The following is a 21,343-nucleotide window of genomic DNA, read 5'->3' as shown; positions in this document are numbered from 1 at the left end:
GCAATGCTTTTTTTTGTCTGCTAGATACTTAATTATAGGATAGGCTATGTGCTTAATATTTTATATTTAAGTAATAATTGCCTGACTATTATGGGAAATGACTCCCTGTCTACATCGTCTAAAAAATTCTTTATTTCTAAGCCTAATTCTGTATCACCAGTGATTAGAAGCTTTCGTTGAAAAAATAACGTATCTGGATCGACTGTTTGTCCAAACAGTTTGAGTAAACTTACGCTATCAGCTTCAAAAGTAACGTCAATGTCTTGATTGTGAATTAATGTAACTTGGCATTGACGGTTCGCGTCTGAGTGGGTAATCGTGATATAGCAGTGGTACTTAGCATCAGTAATCACTATCTTTAACCACTTGCCTATAAGAAAGTCTAAATCATCACTCTCTAACTCAACTTTAAATAAGTAATTAAGTGCCCAAGTTAACACTTTCTCTTGTATTGAATGTGGTAAAAATGAAAAAGGGATCAAGCTATTTTTAGGCGCAAGCTCTAGCCCTTGCTTAAAAGCCGTTTCTAGCTTTTCTTTGATAGAATTTGACGTTGGCAAAATAATATTAGACAAGTGAGAGGTCATGTGTGAGTTTCATTTTTCAGAAATAGATGGTCAGTATTCTCTACTGAATATTAACTATTGGCATTGAGCAGGATCAATAAAGGTGCCTAACAATTTAACTACCATAGCCAGCACTATATTAAGCATAAAGGAATGGTTGTGGAATTACTTTGTCCAGCAGGTAACTTATCTTCATTAAAAACAGCACTAGAGAATGGCGCAGATGCAATATATATTGGCCTTAAAAATGCAACCAATGCACGGCATTTTGCTGGGCTAAACTTCACTGATAAAAAGCTTGAACAAGCAGTAGGGTTAGTTAAAGCGAGTGGCAAAAAACTACACTTAGCTATTAATACTTTTGCCGACGCAGACAACTGGCAGTGTTGGCAAAAAACAGTAGATTTAGCTGCTTCTTTAGACGTTGATGCTTTGATTATTTCTGATCTTTCAGTATTGGCTTACGCCTCTCAAACGTATCCAGATCTTGAGTTGCACTTGTCGGTACAAGCTTCTGCTACCAACAGCGAGGCCATTAACTATTACCAGCAAAACTTTAACGTAAAAAGGGTGGTGCTACCGCGTGTACTTTCAATTCACCAAGTCAAACAACTTGCACGAACAACTTCAGTAGAGTTAGAGGTTTTTGCTTTTGGTAGCTTATGCATTATGGCAGAAGGGCGCTGTCATTTGTCATCTTATTTAACTGGTGAGTCGCCTAATATGAACGGTGTTTGCTCACCTGCTAAACATGTGCGCTGGCAAGAAACACCAAATGGGCTTGAATCACGCTTAAACGATATTTTGATTGATGTATATCAACCAGATGAAGCAGCAGGATACCCAACACTATGTAAAGGGCGCTTTGAAGTTGGCGACGACAAATACCATGTGCTTGAAGAGCCTACAAGCTTAAATTCAATGTCGCTTCTACCTGAGTTAATGGCCATGGGAATTGCCGCAGTAAAAATAGAAGGTCGTCAGCGAAGTAATGCCTATGTTAAATCGGTTACTAGTACTTGGCGACAGGCGATAGACCGCTGTACCAATAATACTGAATTCACAATTGAGCCTCAATGGGAGCAAGAACTAGCGGCCATTTCTGAGGGCGCTCAAACTACATTAGGTGCTTACCATAAGAAGTGGCAGTAAATAGCACTTTATTTTAATTATTGCCAACTTTAGCTGATTTACTTTTCTATGCGATATAAAACTACACACTAATGAAATGGCTATAACCAGAGGAATTTTAATGAAATACGCATTAGGGCCAGTGTTATATTTTTGGCCAAAAGATACCATGATTGATTTTTATCAACAGGCTGGAGTAAGTGACGCAGACATCATTTATCTAGGCGAGACTGTCTGTTCAAAGCGTCGAGAACTTAGATCAAAAGATTATTTAGCTATTGCTAAAGAATTATCGACAACCGGTAAACAAGTTGTTTTGTCGACCATGGTATTACTTGAAGCACCATCAGAGATAAATGAGCTTAAACGTTATTGCGACAATGGTGACTTTTTAGTGGAAGCAAATGACATGGCGGCAGTACAATTATTGTCTCAAGCTAAAGTGCCTTTTGTTGCTGGTAGCGCATTAAATATCTATAACCATCAAACACTTAAACTGTTAAGTGAACAAGGTATGACTCGTTGGTGTATTCCTGTGGAAATGTCGAAAGATAAGTTACAAGCAATAGTAAACCACTGTGACAATATAAATATTCGAGATAAGTTTGACATTGAAGTTGTCGGTTATGGTCATTTGCCGTTAGCGTATTCAGCACGTTGCTTTACTGCACGTTCAGAAAATAGAACAAAGGACGAATGTCAATATTGTTGTATAAATTACCCCCAAGGGCGGTTAACTAAAAGCCAAGAAGGGGAAGATCTTTTTGTTCTTAATGGCATTCAAACTATGTCGGGCGACTGTTATAACTTAAGCGCAGAACAAGCACAAATGCATGGGGTAGTTGATATATTTAGAGTGAGCCCTGAAAGCAATGAAGCTTTTAAAGTGTTAACTAGATTAAAGCAACAGCAAGTAATTGCTAGAGCTAATACCCACACGAATGGTTATTGGCATCAAATTGCAGGTATTTCAAGCGTGGTCATTTAAACCCTATTGTTGTAGCGACTTAGTCACCACAGACTTCACACTGTGGTGATTTAGGAATAATAAAGGTATTCACACTCATATCACTAGCATCAAGCAGCATTAATTTTCCCAGTAACGGCTTACCTATTCCAGATAAAACCTTTATCGCTTCACAGGCTTGAATATTACCAATTATGCCAACAACAGGAGATAAAACGCCAGCTTCAGAACAAGTAAGTACCTGCTCACCAAAGTGTTGACTTAAACACTGATAGCAAGGGCTTTTGGGTTGCATATCATAAACTGCAACTTGTCCTTCCATACGTATGGCAGCCCCAGAAATAAGTGTTTTTTGAAGCTGATAACAATGTAAGTTTAGCTCATTCCTTGTAGCCAAATTATCGCAGCAATCAAGCACAAGGTCATGGCTGTTGATTATATTAGCTAAACTTTTGCCGGATAGGCGTTGCTCAATAGTGTTGATAGTAATTTCGCTATTAATGGCGGATAAAGTACTTTTTGCTGAAACACATTTATTTACACCAATACTAGTTTCATGGTGCAATATTTGGCGCTGAAAGTTTGTGGTATCTACAGTGTCGTCATCAATTAATGTTAACTCACCAACACCTGAAGCGGCTAAATACTGTGAAGCAGCACAACCTAAACCTCCCATGCCAATTATGACAACTTTGCTGTTCCACAGCTTTTCTTGGCCGTCTATATCCATGTCTTTTAGCATAATATGTCGGCTATAACGCATCAGTTGTGCAGTAGATAATACTTTCATTTTAATGTGAAGTGTACTGTGTAAATTTAGTCGTCATTATATAGTAAATAGACTTAGAGGTGTTTGATTTGTTGTGCTAACAATCATCTTACCCTGTTATTTTATACTAATGCGAGTTGATCCTCTTCGTCAAAAATGTTGTAGCAGAAAGAACATTGCTGCCTAATTAATTGGCGTGACATCACCCGATGTAAATTGATGAAAATTTGATCTGAATTAAGTCAGCTAAAGTTAATAGAAAACACTTTGTATTAGTTGATTTAAGTCAAAACAGAAGCGTTTTTACAGGCGTAAGGTGCCCATAAGTTTCAAGTACTAGCAAGTTTTGCTAGTTATAAAATAAAACTCTATGGGAGAGTTATCATGAAAACTATTGTTAAATCTCATTCACCCTTAAAGTTAGCATTGCTTACTGGCGCTATAAGCTTGGCACTAAGTGGTCAAGCACAGGCTAGTACGATTGATGATATAGCTAAGGCCGTTAAAGACTCAACAGTTAATGTTAATCTTCGTTACCGTTTAGAGAGTGTTGATCAAGATGGTATCGATAAAGACGCTATCGCATCTACACTTAAAAGCCGGTTAACGTGGAAATCGGGGCCAATTAATAACCTTACCTTTAATGTAGAAGTTGACAACGTAACAGCTATTTTTGTCGACGATTACAATTCTACTGCGAACGGAAAAACACAATATCCTGTTATTGCAGATCCTGAAGGTACCGACCTAAATCAAGCAAATGTTAAATATACAGGTGAAAGCTTAACGTTTGTTGGTGGCCGTCAACGCATAACTCATAACAATCAGCGTTTTGTTGGTGGTGTCGCTTGGCGTCAAAATGAACAAACTTACGATGCTGCACGCTTTATTTACAATGTTTCTGACGATGTATCGTTCGACTATAGCTATGTATTTAACGTCAATCGAATTTTTGGCCCTAACGATGGAGCACAAGTAGCTGATTGGCACGGTAGCTTTCATTTAGTCAATGCTGAGTTTAAAGCAAATGAAGCGCATAAATTTAATGCATTTGCTTATTTACTTGATAATGAAGTATCGCTAGGTAATTCAAGTAATACCTATGGAATCGACTACACAGGTAATTTTGGCAAAGTAACAGCAAATTTAAGTTATGCCACTCAATCAGATGGCTACGATAACCCTAAAGACTTTACCGCAGATTATTATAAAGCTGAGCTTTCAGGAAAAGCAGGCCCAATTGTATTAACTGCAGGTTATGAAGTGTTAGGCAGCGATAATGGCGTTGGTTTTTCTACGCCACTGGCTACGCTGCATAAATTCCAAGGTTTCGCAGATAAATTTTTAGGCACGCCTGGAACAGGCATTGAAGATTTGTATGTAACAGCTGCCACCACGGTTAACGGCGTAAAACTCGCTGCCACATATCATGATTTTTCAGCTAATTCTGGCGGGGCAAGCTATGGATCTGAGCTAGACCTAGTTGCAGCCTATTCTTTTAGTAAGCACGTTTCTGGTTTACTAAAATTTGCAGCATACGATGCAGACGAATTAGGCACTGATACAAATAAACTTTGGGCAATGGCAACGTTTGCTTTTTAACTAAATAGCTATTAAAGCGGCTTAGCTTAAAAGTATCTAATAAAACCACTTAGTTTTACTAAGTGGTTTTCAGTCTGAAAGATAACTTATAACAATTTGATCAATGTAAGGGGGGGAGCATGAGAAGAAGGAAACCAAAGATATATGGTGTTATTTTAGCCGGTGGACCATCTTCACTGATGGGAGAAGATAAAGCACTCTTGCGGTTAGGTGATGAAACACTTCTCGATCGTAATACTCGCCTACTCGAGTCACTTGGTGTTAAAGAAGTGCTGGTATGTCGTAATGAAGAAGGATGTTTGCATGATATTTATGAAAATGCAGGCCCGATGGCTGGTATTCATAGCGCATTAATGAAAACAAAGTCAGCAAAAGTAGCAAACACTTTACTGGTTATGCCAATAGATATGCCGTTTCTTGATAAAAGAATAATGGAAGACTTACTTAGCTTTGGTAACGCGATGCGTTGTGCAGTAACTTACAGTAATTATCAACTGCCTTTATATTTACCAAACAGCGCTGAGAATAGAGAATTTGCTAAAGTGGTTGCGCTATCTAAAGAAGATCGCTCGATAAAACGTTATTTAAATATTATTAATAGCACGCAGGTAAATTCTACTGAACTTGATAAATTACTAAGTATGAACGATAAGAAAGACTGGCAACGTGCGTTATTATCATTAAATACTTAAATTTTGCTTTAACTAAAAGAGCAAAATTTAAGTATTTATATTGAGGGGTAATTCCTATAATTAATTGATTATATTAGCTGATAATACTGTCAAAAAGTTCAATTTCAACCAAGCTCCCCTCGGAACAACCGCCATGCTCTTGTGGTAAAATTATATAGCAATTAGCTTGGCTCATTGAAGATAAGGCTCCAGAGCCTTGATGATTTAGAGGCTTAACCATTAACTCGTTTTCATCGTTGCTAAAAGCTTGGCCGCGCTGAAAGTCTATTCGACCAGGGCGTTTTTTAATTTTCGCTGTAGTTTTAGCTTTAAGTCTCAGTGGTTTATCTGGCAGCTGCCCAGACATTTTCTTTATTGCAGGTATCGCTAGCTGATGAAATGTGACCGTGGCTGATACAGGGTTGCCCGGTAAACCAAAAAATACGCTATTGGCAAGCTTACCAAAAGCAAAGGGTTTACCTGGTTTCATCGCTATCTTCCAAAACTCGATATTACCTAATTCATCAAGTACTTCTTTGGTATAGTCTGCATCACCAACTGATACTCCACCTGAGCTAACCACTGCGTCGGCTTTATCATTTGCGGTGCTAAATGCTTGGCGTATTTTGACTTTGTCATCTGCGATAATTCCTAAATCTAGTACCTCAACATTTAAACGTTTTAACATAGCAATTAACACACGACGGTTACTCTCATAAATATCGCCCAAAGACAGGGTATCTGAGGGAGACTTAAGTTCATCGCCGGTTGAAAATACAGCAATAATAGGCTTGCGCCATACTTTTACCCTACTAACCCCTAGCGAAGCGAGTAATCCAACGTCAATGCTAGTAAATTTGTGCCCTTGCTTAAATACTTCTGCACCGGTTGCAATGTCATCACCAGCTAAACGAATATGATTTTTACTGGGGATTGCCTGCTTGGTAATAATACTATTATCAACTATGGTAATGTTTTCTTGCATTTCAACGGTGGAAGCCGAACTTGGCACAACAGCACCTGTCATTATACGAATACATTGCCCTGGTAGTAATTTACCCATAAATGGTTGTCCGGCCATTGCAACCCCGACAAGTTCAAACTTACTACCTTCGGGTATGTGGCTTTTTAAACTAAAGTCAAAACAAAAGGCATAGCCATCCATTGCTGAATTATTGTGTGCTGGCACATTAATGGGTGACACAATATTTTCTGCGCAAATACGTGAATCACAATTATCTAAAGAAATTAATTCGACTTCAGTAACAGCGTTAATGTTGGATAATAATGTTTCTTTTGCTTGGTGAAGTGGCATTAAGCCGGGAGCGCTGCAGCAGTCAACCATTTTGTTTTTCTACCTATTATTAATTGATGAGTTGTGACAGTAATTGTTGCCAGAAAGAATATGGTCTTAGTCTATTCTTGTGCTAGCCTTTGTTCAAGATGTAAGACTATGGTAGGTATTAAAAGCTAATATCTATGCAAGTTAATAGTCTTTATAGCAAACTGTTTCAAATTGAATCGTTTGAAAAATAGTTTTCATACTGTTAATGATTATACTCTGCATAAAGAGGTGATCATTTGTTTATACCTATTTATATAATTACCTTTTACCTAATTTTTTTTGTAGCTCTCTCATATGCTCACGAAAACTTTTATCAAACTTTGTTTCTCCACAGGCGAAACCACTTACTGCGGTAATCCCTTCCATTCCAACTACAGATAGGTCTTCTACTAGTAAACACTTACCATCGTCCCCTTTTATAATGCTCTTATCTGCGCTCATGGTTGTAGTGGCTTGCTTTGTTTTTACTTCATCAGATACTGCAATAGCAGAATGAGGCACTAACGATGGCGCACCATGCATAATTGAACCGGTATTAGGTTGTGCGAGTTCTTTTTGAAATTGTTGGATGTTTTGCTGTTTAAGTTTATCTCGTAATTGTTGTAAAGCGTTATAACTAAAATTTTGTGTATTTGGCGGTGTAGTATTCGCAGCTACACTTTTCTGTTCTGATATCAATTTTTCACTTTCTTTTTTAGTTTCAAGTAAAGCTGATGAACCTTTTGGTGGCAAAGGCTCAGCATCAAGGCTTGGCTTGGTTAAGTCGTGCTTTGTTATTGATGCTTTTGGTTTGGTGGGCTTTGGTTTTATTTCTAATCTTTCTTCAACTTTAGGGGGGATAGGTTGATAAATATAACTTTTGATAGAGATAGGCTGAGTGCTTTTATTTACAATAGCCTTCGTTTGACTGTTATTTAATAGCATAATTATCGCCACATGAAGTAGTAGTGATAGAAGTATAGTAATATGCGTTTTTTTAAACACTTGCGCCCTTTGTTATCAAAAAATATTTTATAGAAGAGACTAAAATGAAAGGTCAATAGAACAACACTTCTATAGACGAATATTTTAGCAGATAGTTCACTTGATGTAAGATCGGTGAAATATAAAGCTTTCAGCTATAATTAATATATTTAGCGCAAACTTATCACTCGCATTGAGATCTCTATGGAATATGAATTTAGACACGATACAGTTACGGGAAATGCCACGGCTACCTTTTCGTACGAACATCAAGTACTTGGGCCATGGCTTGAGGTTGAAGTTGGTCAAAGTATTAAGCAATTATCGAAAGTATTGCAAGGAATTGATCAAGTGCTGTCTGCTGAGCAGCAAGAAGTACTTTTGATAGGGCAAGAATATACCTTAGTTATTACAAAAAATGATGTTGAGGTGAGTGCTAACAGTTTAATGGATACCACTAATGAAGTGCCTGAACTTGCATCTGACGAGCTTAATATTGATGAAAGTAGCACGGCAAGTTGTGGAATTGATGACTTTCGTACACTACTGATGTCTTGGGCTCAATTTATTAAAAAAGCCTAGGCAGACTTGTACTTTGAGCGTAAATATCTAATAGTAAGCGAATTTCCACAATTAAAGAGACTGACCTTGAATAAAAAACTACCGATCAAGCGTATAGCAGCGATGTATTTCGTTGTACTGTTAAGTGTTACTGCAAGTGCAACCACTATGGTTGATCTACCTCAGTGGCAACAAATACAAATAGATGAAAAGCTTTCATTTAGGGGAAGCGCTATCAATGGTAGATCTTTATGGGTAACAGGCTCAAATAATAGTGTTTTTGTTAGCCAAAATGGCGGTAAAACATGGCAAGATAAATCAGTAAAAGCAATTGTGAACACTGATTTTCGAGACATTGCATTGTTTGATAAAAACACTGCGGTAGTGATGGGGGTTGGTAACGGCGCACAATCAGTGCTTTATAAAACAACTGACGGTGGTAATAGCTGGAATTTGTTATATCAAAATACTGATGAACAAGGTTTTTTTGACTCAATCGCTTTTTGGGATAGTAATAAAGGCTTGTTATTAGGCGATCCTGTCGATGGTTATTATGTGTTTAAATATACCGAAGACGGAGGCAGCACTTGGCAACGCATACCTCAGAATAACTTACCGAAAATACTTGATAAAGAAGCTGCTTTCGCTGCGAGTGGAAATACTCTTATTGTTGGTAAACAAGGTAAAGCATGGATCACTACAGGCGGCTTTTCAGCGTCGGTTTATGTCAGTGACGATTACGGTCAAACATGGCAAAGACAAACAGTACCTTTATATAACCAAACACAAACCTCTGGTGGTTATGGCATAGCATTAAATCATAAACATCAGGTTTTTGTTTTAGGTGGTGACTACTTGCAGCGTTCAGTAAAGTATCCCAATATGGCTACTTTTACTGATGGACAGTGGCATCAGGTTAATACAGGGGAAAGAGGACTAAGAACAGCTATGAGCTGTCAAGGAAATATTTGCTTAGCTACAGGAAAAACAGGTAATGATATTTCGTATAATGCAGGTGAGTCTTGGCATGCTTTTGACCACAAGCAAAGTAAAGTAGGCGATCAAGGTTTTTATACTTTAGCAAGCGATAGCATGGTATTTCTTGCCGCTGGGGCTGAAGGTAAAATAGGTGTGCTTTCTTTCAAACGAGAGAAAAGGTAAAAGTGTCGAGATACTTTCTAATATAATTAACCTGAATTCGGGATAAGCTAAGTACACCAAAGCTACGACATTTATGCGTATCTGCGTTGCCTGCATGGACGTAGGTACTTGGTTTTTGTCTGGAACTAAAAAACCGTTAATTTGCTACTAGCTAATTTGCGACTATTAGGTACACAAATTAGCCTTGATTCACACCAAACTTATAGCATTGGTAGTAAACTTGCACCTAGTACCAAATTAGAAATAATCTAAAATATTGCAAAGAATGACTTTTATAGCAGTTTCATTAATTAAGTGATCTATTTTTAGCCCGTAGAAATGATCACATAGTTAGTGAGATTGGTATTATATGCTTTAAACGTACATCCATTATCCCGAGTTCAGGTTAAAATCATTTATAAAAAAAGACGCTAAGAAGCGTCTTTTATATTTCAATTTTGACTTATAATTTATTTAACATTTATAGAGCGACGACGTGACGCTAAACCAGCAAGTGCTAAACCAAATATTGCGATAGTAGCTGGCTCTGGAACAGCAGCGGTATTTATATCCCAACCAATAGCATCAAAAGCGAGTATATCTAAAAAGCTAATGTCACCAAACTCACCAAAAGAAAACGTTGGGTCCATTATGCCAATACCTAAGTTATCTTTAAAATGGCTCGCTTGTCTGCCGTCTCCACCAAATGAACCGGTAGAGAATGGAGCAAAGTTTGTAGTGCCGTTATCAAGAGAAAAATAAGCATCAGAACCAGGAGTCCAGTCTCTTACCCCCGTACCGGCTTGTACACTTGCTTCAGAAAAACGAAATAAATCTAAAACCGATGCCATAGCGTAGCCATCTAAGTCTAGTTCTGGGTCAATGTTGCCAGAGTTATAAACGAAATCATAAGTATCAACGCCACTAACAAAACCAAGGGCATGACCAATTTCATGAATAGCTACACCAACAAAATCCATTTTGTCTAAATCAATACCGTCTGTTCTATCAAAATCGAAAGCAAACTCACTACTAAAGTTAACTTCAGCATCTAGTGCTGACCATCCACCTAGCCCTACACCTAATCCTAAAGCTTTAGCATTAGCTTGGTTCACAGCCAAAGCAAAGTTGTCGCCTGTGCCATCAGCATCTAATTCAGGAGAAAATGGAGCGCTAGGGTTTTCTTGATCTAAAAAGCGAATAGCACAAGCCCCGACACTTTGGTCATCGCATGGTAAGCTACTTACAGCCATGTTATCAGCGATAGATTGTTGATCATTAAATAATGCAACGGCGACATCTTGATAGTAATAAACATCTGCACTTGAACTTGTAGAGCCAATTACGTTTGGCGGTAACGCGCTAAATCCAATACCTAAATTTACCGTGATATTATCAGAAAATAGTGTTTCCCAAAATTTTGCAGCTTGCTGAAAGCCCGCTAATGCTTTTTGACCTCGGGCATCAGCAAACTGAGCGGGGTCATAATCAAGGGCGATAGTTGTTGCATTTGCTTGAGACATCAACATCGAAGCGGCTAAAACAGCTCCTGATATTGCTGATAGTTTAGTTTTACTCATCTAATGTTCTCTTTATATTATTGTTGGTTTTAATAACATTTATCTTTGATAAACTGTTAACTTAATGTAAATGCAATATTTAAGCCGCTGTTAATAAGTTTAATAAAAGCAAGGGTTTAACATGATTTTACTTTTCTCTTTGAACATATGTGTAAAAAAATTCGACATTAATTATGGTCAAATAACGATAGTTTATGAGCAGAGCAATGTATTTTTGAAGGGCTTTAGTGAATTCATAGGTAGTTGATCTAATTTAAAAGGCAAAAATGTAAATAACCTCAACTCGGGATAATAAATAGCTCTCTAGCAGCTATTTTTCCTTACTTCTGTGTTAAATTCATAAACAATAGAGTAACTATTCTTAATGAATTTGCCTTGAATTAAGAAAAACTATCAAACTAGTGAGTGGCTACAACCACAAGTCTAGCAATTTCAGGGCATTAACTTATCTCTTAACCCGAGCTAAGGTTAAATAACCAAGCCAAACCGTTATTCGCTTTGTTCAAAATTTTGTTCATTTTCCATTTCTTCAATATTGACTATTTTAGAGCGGTTAATGGTAATTTTATAACGTGAATAAAATGTTTTTTCATGCTTGTTTGTTTGTACCAGAATTAAATTCATTTGATAGCGGCGTTCAACGCCTTGGTTAGATATTTTACCCCCTTCGAATGAATATAAGCGCCCCTCACCTTTTTTTAAAAAACGCACAAAAGGCGTCATATTAAAAAATAGTTGATTTTGAATCTCACCAAATCCAGGCATAAACTCTTTAGCAAACACTCTGGATTCACAACGAAAGTGCAATAACTGAGCTGATTGTTTATTCTGTTGCCGACGCTTTTGAAATAATGCATCTACTTTCTCGGGCAGGTCACTTTCTTTAATATATTCCAACCAAATAGTTTGCTGGGCCATTTTTGCCTTACTTAAACTGTCGGTAAAAACATGAAGCCATTTAGGCCTACCTTTCTCTATCCACCGCCAGATAATACGCATAAGGTCATCGCGAAATACTTCACGCAAGCCGTATAAAAGCCCTAAAAATAATATGAGTAACAATGTAACTTCAGTATAAACTGTTCGAGAGTTAAGCACGATAGCCATCATAAACCCCATGATAACAGTTGTTACCCCACCTCTAACAAATCGCTTTAAGTGATTGTTCAGGTTAGATGTTTCTCTTTTAAATACTACGCCAAATTCACTTAATCTTTGTAGAAGTCGCATTTTGTTTGTAATGCGATTAGGGTCGTCTAAAGTAATTTGTGAGTTGTAGTTGTTGTCTTGACGGTATTTATTCTCACTGCGACATAAATCAAATATTTTGTCGCGCACAACAGTTTGGTCGCTACTTTTTGGGCTATTAGCAAGTAAACTTAAAAAAGACTGTTCAGTGTACCAACTTAAATAGTTGTCTACATTTTCAAAATATGAACTCAGCTTTTGATCGGGTGGCGTATAACGCCTTAATTTTTTAAGTAAACCTTCTGTTTGTTCAAGCAAATCGGTAGCGGCTTGATAAAAAACGTCAACATCTTCTTCTTGTAATGCTTGTTTTAAATCATTGTCTAAGGCAAGCCTGAACTGATAGGAGAATAAATTTAAATTAGTACGGTAATCACTTTCTTCCCCTTTTTTTTGGCTAATAAAACGACTGCGTACCAGCGGTAAGTGCACCTCTTGGGAGAAATAAGCTAAGTAGCTTTTAATACTACTATAAAAATAAGTATCTTCAGGTAAAGTAAGGGCATTAATACCCATTTCGTCAGGTATAGAAAAATATAAATCGAGTTGCTGCGTTTCTTGAGGAAGCAACTGCTGATTAACTTTAAACGACAAGTTTTCATCTTGCATTAACGACACTATTTTCACGCGTTACTGGTTACCTCAATTCGTTGATTAGCTAGGCTAAGTATCTGTCATTTTTGATGTTTTTACCAATAAATTTTCCGAAAATCTTTTAAATAAGGCAAGTGTGCTACTGAATATTAATTGCAAAAACGTGACAATTTGTCGTGGATATAATTATTAACAACATTATATAATCGATGCACTTTGTTCTGGTCAACTCCAGGCGGACACTTTTCTTAAAGAATTTTCATACTGTACTGGTGACTGATCACCATTTGCTGAATGCAACCTTTCTAGGTTGTAATACCTCATGTATTCAGTCACACCTTTTTTCATGTGTTCACGTGTAGGTTGAGCCACTTTTAATAACCAACCGTACTTTAGACTACCAAAGAAACGCTCAACAACAGCATTATCCCAACAAGCACCAACATCGCCCATACTAGATCGAACACCAAGTTGATTCAGTAACTTACGATACCGCTTGCTCGTATATTGTGAACCTCGGTCAGAGTGAAACACTAAGCCCTTAGGTGGTTTTCTTATGTTATAAGCTTTAATCATGGCCTTCATCACTAAGCCTGTCGTCATACGTGTATCAATATGCCAGCCAACAATTCGACGAGAGTATAAATCCATGACTACCGCTAGATACATCCAGCCTTCACCCGTTTTAAGGTAAGTGATATCACCAGCCCACACTTGATTGGGGCCTTCTGGGTCAAAGTTCTGGTTAAGTAAGTTATCTGCAACCGTATCTGAATGCTTTCGTTTGGTTGTCACTTTGTAAGCAACACGTTGCTTAACAACTAGATTAAGCTTTTCCATAAGCTTTCGTGTTTTATATGTGCCAATGTTAAAGCCTTCTTTGCGTAACTTTTTTCGAAGCTCTCGATAGCCTAAACTATTCCTACTGCGCTTAAAAAAAGTTTTAGCTTTCCTATATAACTGCAGCGTTTCAGCGGTAATGAGTTTTCCAGGTCGCTTAAGCCAAGCATAATAACCTGAACGACTTACTTGCATTGCAGCACAAAGCGGTAGCACGGGATAAGCCGGACTGTGAGCATTAATGAATTTATACTTTACTTCATTTCTCTCGCAAAGAAGGCGCTGGCCTTTTTTAAAATTTCTTTCTCCATTTTAAGATTTTTAACTTCTTTTCGTAGCCGCTTTAACTCGGCTCGTTCATCTTCACTTAACACCTTATCAGCTTGCTGCTCTTCGAACTTGGCTTTCCAGTTATAAATCAACTTTGTGGTTATACCTAAAGAAGCCGCGGCCTCTGTAACGGTGTAACCTTGCTCGGTAACTAAAGCGACTGCTTCTTGCTTGAACTCTGTTGAATACGTTTTATTTTTTCGTTTTGTCATTTTACACCTCAATATTGGAACATTGTCCGTTATTAAAGTGTCCAGCTCAATTAAACCAGTTCATAAAAACAGCAGTTCATTATTAGGTCAAGAATATGTAGATCATAATATCAATGATTGGTGGTCCAGTATTGAAGGTTCTATGATGATGGGCCCCAATGACAATGTAAATATTAATAACGGAAACAGAGCATAGTGGCTCATCAATTATAAACTCGGACTATTAACATAAATGCCATGATAACATTATCATGGCATTTTGATTTGGTATTTAGATTAATAACGTCATTTAAATAATAATATATCAAACTAGTTGATATCCTTTTCATTACGTAGTTTTTCATATTCTTCAATATGTTCAGGGTAGTGGTGTGCAACATAGTTAGATAAGTTGTTATTGCCTCCAAGTTTTTTATCCGCTTTGGCTAACTTAGTTAAAACTGTTGTAGCATTACTCTGGCCTTCACCCATTCCAAAACTTAATTGCTCATATCTTGCACGAGCGAGATATTGAATTGCCGTATGCTCTCTTACACTTGCATAAGATGTAATTATTGACCTTAATACCTCATTTACCTGTTCAGGGCGCTCACCATTAGGCCACTTACTTGTAACAGGGAATGGCTCGCCTTGTTGGTATTCAGGAAAATAGTACCTGACTACTGTCTCTAGTTCTGCAATGGTTTCAATTAAGTTGATAGCACTTAATGCTGGTAAGTTTAATGAAGGTTCGTCGGTAAATATAGGATATGAACTAGCGCTATTAAATAGAGTTAGCCCTAAATCCTTCCTGTCATATTGTGATAAATAGTTAATCTCTCTAACCGATGGAAAACCTTGCTTGAGCCAGATCTCGTAAGTATTATTATCTGTAAATTCTAATGCACCAAATAATTGTTTATTGAGTGTTAAATATTTTTCTTGCTCATATGGGGTTAGCTTTTCTAATAATTGAGCAAAAGAATTCACTGTTTGCTGCGTTGATATTTCATCTGAAATGCCTGAATCAGTAGTTTTTTCAGGTAGTTGTTGAGATAAACTACTTTCAGGTTGCAAACGCTTAGTTTCAATAGTTTCTTCGATCATGTTATTAGATACTGGTTGGTCATTTGTTTTGAAATACGTTAGCCCAACAAGAATGCATGCCAATATGGCTAAAAAGGTAATTAATATTTTCATTATTTACTCCAAATACCAATGATTAAGTGCCACTTATGCCGCTTACATCACTGCAATTTTCTTTCATGTCATTTTTAAACTCTCTACATTCTTGAGTCTTACCAGCGTTTTCGTAGGGGTCTTCACCAAATATTTTGACAGCACTGCCATATGCATCTGCAAATTTTTCACAGTCGTAATTTGAACCGCATATTCCAGTTAGTGTATCATGAAAAGCCACATCACAACCTATTTGGCCAGAAGAGCCGCTATAACATAAATCGTGGGTGTTACATGCGCTTTCAAATGAATATCCATCAGAAGGTTCATTTAAGTTGCCGGAAAAGCCGCCAGTTCCTTTGGTGTATTTTGCTAACGCCCATTCTAAAGCACTTCCAGTCCCACAACCGTTTGTTGCTGAGGGGATATTCCATAATGCGCTTGAATCTCCAGTGAATGGCCAATGCATATTACCACCAAACATTGACTGACAATGATCAGGTCTTTCGCCACTCAATTCTGTACAAAATAACCCTTGTACCTCTTCTTGTTCAACATACTCTTCTGCGGCATTTTGTAACATGTTATCAATCGTACTTTGTACGTTGTCTGCAGCACTTTTACAGCCGGAACCTTCGCAAGTTACCGTCCAAGACCCTGTATGAGTTCCCCATTGTGATGCAGTTATTTGAATGATTTCAGTCGTATCTGCGTATGTTTTCGAACTTAAAGTAAATTGTAATATTAGTAAGAAAAGCGTTGAAAAGGTGAATATTTTACACAGAATATGTGTGTTTGTGTGTTTGTGTGTTTGTGCATTATTTATCCTTAAATAATTTTATTTTGTAGATATAAGTTAGAACAGAGTTCTTCTAATAAAGATGACATTACACGAGTTAAATATAATGACAATTTTTAAATTATCACAGAAAAATCAATAAGGACATACGTTCCTGATAAAAAGTAAAAATAATTTGTAAATATGTTAAATGAAATCTCAACTTTAACTAATTTTAGAACTTAACAGTCTTGCTGAAGGGAAAGTCCTAAACGAATTGGTATCAGCTTGTTTTATTTCCGTATTTGTTAGAGGTTTTGTGTTAGAGGTTTTGTTGTTCTAGCCATTTTAGTAATACCAGTTTCATTACTTAAGTGATCTATTTTATACGCAGTGAAAACAGTCAAATACAAGGCATTTATTTTCATAACTAGTTGTTCTAATTATAAAGTAAATAACGCAGTAGTTGATTGTTTTAACCAGTAGAAATGTTCACATAATTAGTGAGATTGGTATAACACCAAAGTTAGTAACATTAGGTCCGTGTTACTTAAAACTTAAGATTTCGCAAGATTGTATCAGAACTGTACAGGTAGGTATTATATATATTTGTTAGGTTTAAAGGGGGTTCGAGATAATTACCCTCCCTGACTTGAACAGGGGACCCGCCGATTATGAGGCCCCATTGGCGAGACTGTCACCCCAACTATTTTTCAGCCTTTAAGTTGGTCAAGACCACTACCTTACCGATATTCTTATCGCCTTCTATTTGAATAGTAACATCTATATGAATTACCAATATTCCGTACTAAACTTATATGTGGTAGTATAAAGTAGGAACATATCCTTACGAGGTGTCTATTATGGCTATGGTAAAGAAAAGTATCACTGTAACTGCTCAGCAAGAGTTGTGGTTACAATCGCAACTTGCTACAGGAAACTATGCAAGCGATAGTGAGTTGTTACGTGATTTGATTAGAAAAGAACAAGCACGTTCTAATGAAATTGATGTTATTAGAAAAGAACTTATTAAGGCCGAACAAAGTGGCTTTAGTTCTCGTTCAGCAGAAGATATTGTTAATGCAGTAATTGCACAAAAGCAAGCTAATGGCGAACTATAAATTAAGTAGTGCTGCTGATAAGGATTTCGAACAGCTTTTCGAATATGGTATTGATAACTTTGGTTTGTCAAAAGCCAAATCATATGTTGATGGCTTAATCATTAAATTTCAGGCCATTGCTGAAAATCCACTTTATTATCAAGCCGTGGACTATATACGTTCAGGATATCGGCGCAGTGTTTATGGCAAACATGCTATTTATTACATAATTTCGAACGACTGTGTCGATATTATGCGAATATTAAGAGCTGAAAACCTAGCAACAGCTTTTGAGTAATCAATTTGTCTAGCCCACTACCTGAAAGGTTATCGCAAATAGATAGTAGACTTCAGCAGCTTGTTAAAGAGAAAGAATTACTGATAAATGAGCGAAATACTATCTTAGCAGAGCAAGAAAGTGAGCTTGCTAAACACTTCAACCAACATGTATCGCCAGAAGCCAAAATCGATTTATTCATTTCCTATTTTAAAGGTAGAAGTGATGTCTACCCATTTAGATGGGAGTCTAAAAATAGAAGAAGCGGTTATTCTCCAGCCTGTTGGAATGAATGGAAGCCTAAGATTTGTAATAAACCTCGCGTAAGTTGCACTGAATGTTCAAATCAAAACTTTAAGCAATATGATCAACAGTCTATATTCGATCATCTTAAAGGGAATCAAACAATTGGTATTTATCCACTTCTAGAAGATAATTCAACTCACATATTAGCAGCTGATTTTGACAAAGAAGATTGGGCTGAATCAATCCGAGCTTTCTCTGAAGCATGCGAGTGTTATCAAATACAACACATCATTGAAAGACCTCGAAGCGGTAATGGTGGTCATGTATGGATTTTCTTTGCTCAACCTGTTGAAGCATCAAAAGCAAGAAAACTAGGTAATGCCTTATTAACCAATGCAATGGAAATGTATCCTGCTTTGTCGTTCACCTGTTTTGATCGTTTATTTCCAAACCAAGATGTAATGCCAAAAGGTGGTTTTGGTAACTTGATCGCTTTACCATTGCAACTAATACCAAGAAAGCAAGGGAATAGTATTTTCATTGATAGCTCTGGAACAGCGTATAAAGATCAATGGGCAAAGCTTGCTTCAATAAAAAAAATTGATAGTAAACAACTTAATGACTTACTTGATAAAGTATCATTGTTTGATGACAAAACAAGCGACGAATTAACAGACACGCCATGGAAGAAACTGTCTCACATTGATAGTGACTCAATTACCAATTGCCCCGAAGAAATAACACTTGTCATTGCTGACCAACTTTATATTCCAATTGACAAGCTGCCCGGAAAATTAACATCAAGGTTGAAACATTTAGCTGTATTTTCTAACCCCGAATTTTTCAAACGACACGCATTAAGAATATCAACGATTGGTATTCCTAGATATATCTGTGCGGCTCATATTGAAGGAAAGTATTTAACCCTTCCTCGTGGTAGTTTGCAAAATGTGGAATCTAAATTATCAGAACAAAATATCTCGGTAACTCAAGATGATAAACGTTTTGTTGGAGACAAACTGCTCAAGATCAAATTTACAGGTAAGTTAAAGAGCCAGCAAAAGAAAGCGGTTAATGCGTTATTAAACTCGACTGTTGGTATACTTGAAGCGTCTACAGGATTTGGAAAAACTGTAACGGCACTCGCGTTGATTGCTAAACGCAAAGTTAATACATTAATTTTGGTTCATAGTCGCCAGTTAGCAGATCAATGGCTAGAGCGTATCAAAGTGTTTATAAAAGATGTTGAAGTTGGTTCGTTATTCGGTGGTAAAGAGAAACTAACTTATCAGATTGATGTTGCTACTTATCAAAGCATGGTTAGCCGTAATGGCATAGATATCAAGCCATATATTGAAAAATACGGTCAGATCATCGTTGATGAATGCCATCATTTACTAGCATCAAATTATGAAAGTTTAATCAAATCTTGTCATGCTAAGTTTATTCACGGGTTTACCGCTACACCAAAACGACAAGATGGCTTGGAAAAGTTGATGATGTTCCAATTAGATAACATTGTATGTAAAGGCATTAAATCTACCGTAATGTTAAACCCGCAAGTTATCGTTGCTGAAACATCAACAAACTTCCCTGAAGAGTGGCAACAACCTGAATCTAAACCTCATATTTCTCAAGTCTATAAACACTTAGTAGAATGCCAAGAACGAAATCAGCGTATAGTAAATGATATAGTTGCTGCTGTTACAGATAAACGCTCAGTGATGGTTTTGACTGAAAGAAAAAAACATATTGAAATTTTATCAGAAATGCTTACAAAAACTGGCATGTCGGTTGTAGAGCTACATGGCGGTATATCTACTAAACAGCGGAAAGAACGCATTGCAATGCTTGAAACTAACAAAGGTCTAGCAAATGAGAAGCAAGTTATTTTGGCGACTGGTAAATATGTTGGTGAAGGTTTTGATATGCCTTATTTTGATACCTTGTTTATAACGTTACCTATTGCTTGGAAAGGAATCCTCGCTCAATATGTTGGACGTATTGGACGAGAGTGGAACAACAAGCAATCTGTTCAAGTTTATGATTACTTAGATAACTTCCTAACATTAAAACGCATGGTTTCAAAAAGAGAAAAAGGTTATAAAGCGTTGGGTTATGAAGTTACCTTTAGATAGTCAACATACTTAAGTAAATCGGTTGTTGGTGTTTTTAAACAAATATTGGTTGTTTCGAAATATCTTAAAATCACTAGAAATTGAGAAAGGAAAGCCTGCAATTGAAGTAGGTAGTAAAGAAAATTTATTAGCTGTTATTGATACGATCACTGATGCTGCTAAAGAGGGGATTCTTGATAATGAACTTAAAAAAGTGAAAGGTCCTGCAAAAATCAAAACCACTAATAAAATTCAAACTAAGTAATGGCAATACTACGAGAACTCAGTATTTGCTATAACTTTAAAGAAGTAGCAAGTGATATTTTAAATTAAACACTTGATAGCCCTGAAAAGGTTTATCAAGTGTTTAAATTTCTATCTTTAGAAACTAAAGAACACTTTATTGTGGTTAACTTAACTAACCAACACACCATTATAAACTATGAAACTGTTGCTATAGGCACGGTAAAGGCTGTATCACTCAGACCAGCAGAGGTTTTACGTTCAGCTATTATAATTAATTCGCCAACGATAATACTGGTGCATAACCACCCATCGCATAACCACCCATCGGGAAATCCCAAACCAAGCTGTGGTTTTCAATTTACACATAATATTAAACAAGCGGCTAAGTACTTTGATATTGAGGTATTAGATCATGTCGTGATTGGTTATCAGTGTTTTGAGCACGCTGTGAGAGACTAACAATCCCTGATAATTTCAGGATTTAATCCAATTTTATATTTACTGAATAATTACACGAATTTCGTTACTAGGAGCGAGCCCTAATCAAACGTGGCGACTTTATCACTATATATTAGGAAATTTTAGGTGGTCCAAGCTGAGCATGGTTGGGATTGGCGACTTATTTGGTAAACTGAGGAATGTGAGTGTTTAATTACCATCTAACCCACGTAATAAGCGGAAATGGTGGCCCCTCCCTGACTTGAACAGGGGACCTGCCGATTATGAGTCGGATGCTCTAACCAACTGAGCTAAGGGGCCATATTTTCTGCGTCGTGTTGATGATCTCTACAAAACGGCGTGCAGTATAAGCATTTTTTAAATTGTTGTCACTATCAGAAGTTTAAAAAGTCATTAAAATAATACTGATAGCTTAAATGTTAGGCAGTTAGTGGGGTTCATTA

The 21,343-nt window shown here is 36.9% G+C and carries 19 protein-coding genes, 1 tRNA gene and 1 pseudogene; 11 read left to right on the top strand and 10 right to left on the bottom strand.

The genetic code is table 11. The annotated features are described in order from the left end of the window. Positions 1–44: 44 nt before the first annotated feature. A complete protein-coding gene (gene ubiT / locus QUD79_RS14185) occupies positions 45–587 on the bottom strand; it encodes a ubiquinone anaerobic biosynthesis accessory factor UbiT (protein WP_184420859.1) in 543 nt (180 codons plus the stop codon). A gap of 138 nt (positions 588–725) precedes the next feature. Here ubiT and ubiU point away from each other — a divergent pair, with 138 nt between their 5' ends. Together ubiU and QUD79_RS14175 are read left to right on the top strand one after the other, a co-directional pair. Next, positions 726–1,718: a ubiquinone anaerobic biosynthesis protein UbiU gene (gene ubiU, locus QUD79_RS14180; RefSeq protein WP_184420861.1), complete on the top strand. Its 993-nt coding sequence runs from the start codon at positions 726–728 to the stop codon at positions 1,716–1,718. 100 nt (positions 1,719–1,818) lie between these two features. After that, positions 1,819–2,685, top strand: coding sequence for a U32 family peptidase (locus QUD79_RS14175; protein WP_184420863.1), 867 nt, complete (start codon positions 1,819–1,821; stop codon positions 2,683–2,685). Between the two features lie 19 nt (positions 2,686–2,704). Here QUD79_RS14175 and QUD79_RS14170 read toward each other — a convergent pair whose 3' ends face one another. Then, the gene (locus tag QUD79_RS14170) at positions 2,705–3,454 is read right to left on the bottom strand and encodes a molybdopterin-synthase adenylyltransferase MoeB (RefSeq protein ID WP_184420865.1); all 750 of its coding nucleotides are present in this window, start codon (positions 3,452–3,454) and stop codon (positions 2,705–2,707) included. Positions 3,455–3,817: 363 nt separating this feature from the next. Between QUD79_RS14170 and QUD79_RS14165 the strand changes: the two genes are divergently transcribed. Both QUD79_RS14165 and QUD79_RS14160 read left to right on the top strand, forming a co-directional pair. Next, positions 3,818–5,035: an alginate export family protein gene (locus tag QUD79_RS14165; protein ID WP_184420867.1), complete on the top strand. Its 1,218-nt coding sequence runs from the start codon at positions 3,818–3,820 to the stop codon at positions 5,033–5,035. A 119-nt stretch (positions 5,036–5,154) separates the two neighbouring features. Continuing rightward, positions 5,155–5,727: a molybdenum cofactor guanylyltransferase gene (locus QUD79_RS14160; RefSeq protein ID WP_184420869.1), complete on the top strand. Its 573-nt coding sequence runs from the start codon at positions 5,155–5,157 to the stop codon at positions 5,725–5,727. Positions 5,728–5,800: 73 nt separating this feature from the next. On the opposite strand, the gene moeA is transcribed toward QUD79_RS14160, so the two are convergent. Together moeA and QUD79_RS14150 are read right to left on the bottom strand one after the other, a co-directional pair. Further along, positions 5,801–7,051, bottom strand: a complete 1,251-nt coding sequence (moeA, locus tag QUD79_RS14155) for a molybdopterin molybdotransferase MoeA (protein ID WP_184420871.1) — start codon at positions 7,049–7,051, stop codon at positions 5,801–5,803. Positions 7,052–7,309: 258 nt separating this feature from the next. Then, complete coding sequence (locus tag QUD79_RS14150) at positions 7,310–7,975, bottom strand: hypothetical protein (RefSeq protein WP_184420873.1); 666 nt, start codon at positions 7,973–7,975, stop codon at positions 7,310–7,312. A gap of 243 nt (positions 7,976–8,218) precedes the next feature. Between QUD79_RS14150 and QUD79_RS14145 the strand changes: the two genes are divergently transcribed. Beyond that, a complete protein-coding gene (locus QUD79_RS14145) occupies positions 8,219–8,596 on the top strand; it encodes a YacL family protein (protein ID WP_184420875.1) in 378 nt (125 codons plus the stop codon). A gap of 66 nt (positions 8,597–8,662) precedes the next feature. After that, on the top strand, positions 8,663–9,736 hold the full coding sequence (locus tag QUD79_RS14140) for a DUF6242 domain-containing protein (protein ID WP_246454841.1): 1,074 nt from the start codon (positions 8,663–8,665) through the stop codon (positions 9,734–9,736). A gap of 449 nt (positions 9,737–10,185) precedes the next feature. Here the strand turns inward: QUD79_RS14140 and QUD79_RS14135 are convergent, their stop codons facing one another. The 5 genes from QUD79_RS14135 to QUD79_RS14115 form a co-directional block, all read right to left on the bottom strand. Beyond that, complete coding sequence (locus QUD79_RS14135) at positions 10,186–11,295, bottom strand: NF038122 family metalloprotease (protein ID WP_184420877.1); 1,110 nt, start codon at positions 11,293–11,295, stop codon at positions 10,186–10,188. Between the two features lie 489 nt (positions 11,296–11,784). Further along, complete coding sequence (locus tag QUD79_RS14130) at positions 11,785–13,170, bottom strand: hypothetical protein (RefSeq protein ID WP_184420879.1); 1,386 nt, start codon at positions 13,168–13,170, stop codon at positions 11,785–11,787. A gap of 192 nt (positions 13,171–13,362) precedes the next feature. Beyond that, positions 13,363–14,519, bottom strand: a protein-coding gene (locus QUD79_RS14125; RefSeq protein ID WP_184420881.1) for an IS3 family transposase whose coding sequence is annotated in 2 segments (ribosomal slippage) — positions 13,363–14,273 and positions 14,273–14,519 — 1,158 coding nt in all. Because the reading frame shifts where the segments join, the coding sequence is not laid out codon by codon here. Positions 14,520–14,828: 309 nt separating this feature from the next. Continuing rightward, entirely contained in the window at positions 14,829–15,698 is an 870-nt protein-coding gene (locus tag QUD79_RS14120) for a hypothetical protein (RefSeq protein WP_184420883.1), read from the bottom strand. 22 nt (positions 15,699–15,720) lie between these two features. Further along, a complete protein-coding gene (locus QUD79_RS14115) occupies positions 15,721–16,260 on the bottom strand; it encodes a hypothetical protein (RefSeq protein WP_184420885.1) in 540 nt (179 codons plus the stop codon). A 1,058-nt stretch (positions 16,261–17,318) separates the two neighbouring features. On the opposite strand from QUD79_RS14115, the gene QUD79_RS14110 reads away from it, so the two are divergent. From QUD79_RS14110 to QUD79_RS14090, 5 genes and pseudogenes are all read left to right on the top strand, one after another. Next, the gene (locus QUD79_RS14110) at positions 17,319–17,576 is read left to right on the top strand and encodes a ribbon-helix-helix domain-containing protein (RefSeq protein ID WP_184420887.1); all 258 of its coding nucleotides are present in this window, start codon (positions 17,319–17,321) and stop codon (positions 17,574–17,576) included. Further along, positions 17,563–17,853: a type II toxin-antitoxin system RelE/ParE family toxin gene (locus QUD79_RS14105; protein WP_184420889.1), complete on the top strand. Its 291-nt coding sequence runs from the start codon at positions 17,563–17,565 to the stop codon at positions 17,851–17,853. Before QUD79_RS14110 ends, QUD79_RS14105 begins: the two co-directional genes overlap by 14 nt. Before the next feature lie 5 nt (positions 17,854–17,858). Beyond that, a complete protein-coding gene (locus QUD79_RS14100; RefSeq protein WP_184420891.1) occupies positions 17,859–20,216 on the top strand; it encodes a TOTE conflict system archaeo-eukaryotic primase domain-containing protein in 2,358 nt (785 codons plus the stop codon). A 49-nt stretch (positions 20,217–20,265) separates the two neighbouring features. Further along, the gene (locus tag QUD79_RS14095; protein WP_184420893.1) at positions 20,266–20,460 is read left to right on the top strand and encodes a hypothetical protein; all 195 of its coding nucleotides are present in this window, start codon (positions 20,266–20,268) and stop codon (positions 20,458–20,460) included. An 86-nt stretch (positions 20,461–20,546) separates the two neighbouring features. Continuing rightward, positions 20,547–20,900, top strand: a pseudogene (locus tag QUD79_RS14090) (JAB domain-containing protein); the annotation flags it as partial. A 223-nt stretch (positions 20,901–21,123) separates the two neighbouring features. Here QUD79_RS14090 and QUD79_RS14085 read toward each other — a convergent pair. Continuing rightward, positions 21,124–21,200 (bottom strand) — tRNA-Ile (locus tag QUD79_RS14085). Positions 21,201–21,343: the final 143 nt, after the last annotated feature.

Origin of the sequence: Thalassotalea piscium (genome assembly GCF_030295935.1) — a bacterium.
In the GTDB taxonomy this organism is placed as follows: domain Bacteria; phylum Pseudomonadota; class Gammaproteobacteria; order Enterobacterales; family Alteromonadaceae; genus Thalassotalea_B; species Thalassotalea_B piscium.
The sequence above is the reverse complement of the archived record's forward strand: the minus strand, read 5'-3'. Positions and strand labels throughout refer to the sequence as shown.